The sequence below is a fragment of the Rubidibacter lacunae KORDI 51-2 genome (assembly GCF_000473895.1).
GTDB classification, from domain to species: domain Bacteria; phylum Cyanobacteriota; class Cyanobacteriia; order Cyanobacteriales; family Rubidibacteraceae; genus Rubidibacter; species Rubidibacter lacunae.
The window spans coordinates 1-4371 of sequence record NZ_ASSJ01000086.1; the positions used below are offsets into that span (position 1 = coordinate 1).

The 4371-nt window shown below is 55.3% G+C and carries 5 protein-coding genes and 1 pseudogene; all 6 read left to right on the forward strand.

Annotation, left to right across the window (positions count from 1 at the left end; all coding sequences use genetic code 11):
* Positions 1 to 599: IS5 family transposase (locus KR51_RS16600; protein WP_022609324.1), on the forward strand; the 599-nt coding region annotated here is incomplete at its 5' end.
* Between the two features lie 13 nt (positions 600 to 612).
* Positions 613 to 1257: an Ntn hydrolase family protein gene (locus KR51_RS17775; RefSeq protein ID WP_022609325.1), complete on the forward strand. Its 645-nt coding sequence runs from the start codon at positions 613 to 615 to the stop codon at positions 1255 to 1257.
* Between the two features lie 95 nt (positions 1258 to 1352).
* Entirely contained in the window at positions 1353 to 1799 is a 447-nt protein-coding gene (locus tag KR51_RS16610) for a VOC family protein (protein WP_232214643.1), read from the forward strand.
* A 261-nt stretch (positions 1800 to 2060) separates the two neighbouring features.
* Complete coding sequence (locus tag KR51_RS17780; protein WP_022609327.1) at positions 2061 to 3122, forward strand: energy transducer TonB family protein; 1062 nt, start codon at positions 2061 to 2063, stop codon at positions 3120 to 3122.
* A gap of 309 nt (positions 3123 to 3431) precedes the next feature.
* Positions 3432 to 3650, forward strand: a pseudogene (locus tag KR51_RS21065) (iron chelate uptake ABC transporter family permease subunit); the annotation flags it as partial.
* Between the two features lie 40 nt (positions 3651 to 3690).
* Positions 3691 to 4263 carry a FecCD family ABC transporter permease gene (locus KR51_RS18945; RefSeq protein WP_022609328.1) on the forward strand — a complete coding sequence of 191 codons (573 nt, stop codon included), beginning with the start codon at positions 3691 to 3693 and terminating at the stop codon, positions 4261 to 4263.
* Positions 4264 to 4371: the final 108 nt, after the last annotated feature.

Genomic DNA, 4371 nt, shown 5'->3' on the forward strand with positions numbered 1-4371 from the left:
TGCGTCCGATTGTCCGCGGCAAAGCCGGTACGCCGGTAGAATTTGGTGCCAAATTACCTGTCAGTTGCCACTCTGGATATGTGTTCCTCGACGAACTGAGTTGGGAGAATTTCAATGAGGTCAAGCATTTGCAGGGGCAAGTGGAGAGGTTTCGGGAGCGATTCGGTCACTATCCCGAGTCCGTTCATGTCGACAAGGTCTATCGTAGTCGAGATAATTTAGCTTGGTGTAGAGAGCGAGGAATCCGTCTTACTGGTCCACCTTTGGGACGGCCATCATCAAACCCAGAGGTCCGGGCGCAACAAAAGAAGCAAACGCAAGAGGATGAGTCGATTCGGGTAGAAATTGAAGGGAAGTTTGGTCAGGGCAAGCGACGTTTTGGCCTGAATCGGGTGATGGCAAAGCTAGCGGAGACGGCAGAGAGTCGCATCGCCATCACGTTTCTAGTCATGAATCTGGAGCGCTGGCTCCAGCGCCAGCTCCTTTTGTGGCTTTGGACAAACTGGCTAAGGAGAAAACAGGTCTTGGAGAGATTTCTGAAGGGGGTAGCCGCTCAACTCGTCACCGAGTTAGACGCATGGCTTCCGAGAGTCTCTTGACAGTCACCATCCCTTGGTCCGGCATTTTGACTATCCTTGGGCTCCCTTTCGTCTTTTTCAGCAAGCCCTAATTACCGCCGTACAAAAGCACGACACCGTGGCGATCGCCTGCGACACCCTAACAACTCGTACTGCGGGCGGTTTGAAAACTTTGGCGGAATACAAGCCCAATGCATCGAAGCTAATTTCCTATGGAGATAGCATTTTCGGCGTCTGCGGTAGTTGGGCCGTCAAACAAATATTTACGGATTTGCTAGAGCGCAGCGAGCCAACATTTCTCAGCTCCAGTGGTGAGATTTTCCGTTGGCTCCTGAGTAACCAGGCAACGCTTAAATCCGACTACTTTATGAAAACAGATAATGGCAACGACAAACGCCAGCCGACAGAATCGCAGTGGCTGCACGCTATTTTGGCGAACTGTCATGGTATTTTCGTCGTCACGGCGTATCGAGAGGTGGCCGAATATTCTCGGTTTTGGGCAATTGGCTCGGGCGATCGCTTTGCCCTCGGGGCCTTAGAGGTCCTTTACGATCTCGATTTAACTGCTGCAGAAATCGCCTATCAGGCTGCTCTTGCCGCTACAAAGTTTAGCCCGGAGTGTGCCGAGCCCATTATTGTAGAAACGATTCCCAAGAAGCACAAAGTTATAGAGCAATAATGCGTGCGGGTGGGGATTTCGCGCAAAGCAGTTCATTGCCTCCGATTTGCGATCGCACGTGCGAGAACTTCCCTTGCCATAACTGACACATACATGTGAATACAAGTACTGAGGGCAACATGAATCCCTTTCACATTGCATTTCCCGCGCACGATCTTCAAGAAGCGCGCAAATTCTATGGCGAAATCCTCGGATGCCCTGAAGGTCGGAGTGCCGATACTTGGATTGATTTCAACCTCTACGGCCATCAGGTTGTTGCCCACTACAAACCGCCTACATCTGCGACCCAGGATGCACTACACCATAATGCCGTTGATGGCCACGGCGTTCCGGTCCCACACTTTGGTGTCGTGCTCTCGCTGGAGGATTGGAAAGCTTTGCGCGATCGCTTACAAGCACACAACGTGAAATTCAAGATCGAACCTTATATTCGCTTTGAAGGTGAGGTTGGAGAACAAGCAACGATGTTTTTTCTCGATCCGTTTGGAAATGCCCTTGAATTCAAGGCATTCCGCGATCTGTCTGCACTATTTGCAACCTAGCCAACCTAACGGAAATAGCCTTCCGAGGGTAGATTTGTACGCTCCGAGCAGCTAGGACAGCTACTAGAGTACGAGTGCGTGCTCGCTATCGTTACTGCGGGAGTTGTCTGGCGTCTCCTGGCCGGGTCGCTTGCTTGACTGAGGAGCTGCTGCAAGTAGGTCGCTTTGTAAGGATGCCGGAATTGCTAACCCTTCATCATTAAGCTAAGCATTAAGCTAAGCTCGAATTGCAAGCAGTTCTCAAGAGGATGGGTCGTACCAGTGGCGGATTCGCGAAGTGCGGTACAGGAGCAACGCGAGCGCGAACGAGCGGCTCTGAGGCGCCTATTGGTATTGAGTTCCACGGGCTCCGTGCTGTTCCACGGCGCGCTTCTGGCCATTCTGCCAGGGCTGCTGTCAGGGCCGGAACCGGTGCCGGAAGAGCCGCCAGTAGAAATTGTGATTCTCACGCCGCCACCAGCCCTGGAACCGGAGCCCGAACCGGAGCCCATCCCGGAACCCGAGCCTCCAGAGCCCGAGCCCGAACCGTTAGAATCCCTGGAGCCCGCTCCTACCCCCCAACCAACGCCACCCGAACCGGCCCCTGTGCCGCCTACGCCCACGCCAGTTGAGCCTCAACCGAGCTTGTTGGAGCAACAGCGGCAACAACAACTCGAACGCGATCGCCGCGAGCGAGAGCGTCAAGCCGAGCGGGAGCGTCAAGAACGATTAGCGCAACAGGCTGCAACTGCTCGTCAGGAAGCCTTTGCTCGCGAACAGGCCGAGCGCGAGCGCCAGACCGAACTTGCCCGGCAGGTTGCCGAACGGGAGCGTCAAGAAGCTCTCGCCCGTGCCGAGCGAGAAGCAGCCCTTGCCCGGGAGGAAGCTGCTGCTGCTGAGGCCGCTCGTCAAGCAGAACTCGCTCGGCAGGCCGCCGAGCGACAGGCACAGGAGCAGGCTGCGGCCCGTCCGGCCACGCCCCCCAAACGCGAAGCTGCTGGGAGCGGCACCTTGCTGGGTTGTGGGCAACGACCGGAAACCAAGTTCGAGGCAGAAACGGTTGCTGTGGTGCAAATTCAAGTGGATTCAGGCGGCAACGTTACAACGGCGGTCGTGGCTAAGTCCGCAGGTGATTCTCGCCTCGATCGCGCCGCCCTGCAGTTTGCCCGCTCGTGCCGCTTCACCCAGTCACCCAATGGCCGAGAGGGAAAAATTGCCGTGAATTTTGTGTACTCCGGTACGGAGCGGGAGCGGGAGGCGAAGCTTCAGGAGGAACAACAGGAGCGAGAGCGGCAAGAGCGGTTGGAACAGGAGCGATCGCAAGGCTCTTCCCCAGCTCCTTAGATTGCTGGAGCACATACCTTGTTCTCCGTTCCCCACTTCACATCAGTAAGGCTAAAGCCTTTCCATATATCTTTTTTTTCGATATGGTATTTCTTCAACCCAGCCGCCCGGATATCGCGGCATCAGAGGTTCGCAACGTTTTGAACCCCGACGCACTTACCTATAAAACTACCTAAAGTTGTGGAGTCTACTACTCGACAAAACTCTTACTTAGCACGCACGCCACTTGTTTTGCTGGCAGGTTTGAGTCTTGGTGGCGTGCTCTTGGCCGTCACCTTTTTCCTTGGAATTGGTTTGGGGGCAGCAGACGTGCACCCCCAAGCTGTTTGGCAAGCGCTAGTTGCCTTCAACCCCAACTCCACCGAGCATCTCATCATCCGGACCGTGCGCCTGCCGCGATCGCTCATTGCCATACTCGTCGGAGCGGCCATGTCCATTGCCGGAGCCGTCATGCAAGGCTTGACCGGCAACCCGTTGGCCTCCCCCAATATTTTGGGAGTTAGCACCGGGGCAGCCTTTGCCGTCGTAATGGCCACCTTTGCCTTTGGGATTGGCTCTCTGAGTGTCTATGCTTGGTTCGCGCTGGCAGGGGGGGGCGATCGCCGCAGGGCTCGTCTATCTGTTTGCGGCTTTGGGGCCAGGCGGCGTCACGACCTTGAATTTAACTTTGGCAGGGACGGTATTTTCCACCCTGATTTCGACACTGACTTCCAGTCTGTTACTACTCAACCAGCAAACCCTCGAACGCGTCAGGTTTTGGTTGGCCGGTTCCCTGGTCGGGGGCGATCTCGATCTGGTGGGTCAGGTGTTACCGTTTTTACTGGCGGGGTTTGTTTTGGCCCTCGGGTTGGGACGACAAATTACGACCCTGAGTTTGGGGGAAGGAGTCGCCAAGGGGTTGGGGCAAAACACCGCTTGGATTAAGATTTTGGGCGCAGTAAGCGTCGTGTTTCTCGTCGGTGGCAGTGTTGCGATCGCCGGTCCGATTGGCTTTCTCGGTTTGTTCGTGCCCCATCTTATGCGCTTTCTGGTGGGGGTCGATTACCGGTGGATTTTGCCCTATGCAGCGGTATCGGGGGCAATCTTACTGCTCCTGGCCGATATTTGCGCTCGCTTACTCATTAGCCTGGATTATTCATGAGTAGGCCGAAATGGGCAGAGCCTTGGGAATATCAAGGGTAACCCGGGCTGTCGAGCCTTCTCGTCGGTCTATTTCTGCCTCAATCTGCCTTTGTCTGCCTAATTCAGG

Bases quoted from the DNA above. Each gene is read 5' to 3' on its own strand.
- KR51_RS18945 (WP_022609328.1), top strand. From the start codon at position 3,691: ATGCTTGGTTCGCGCTGGCAGGGGGGGGCGATCGCCGCAGGGCTCGTC.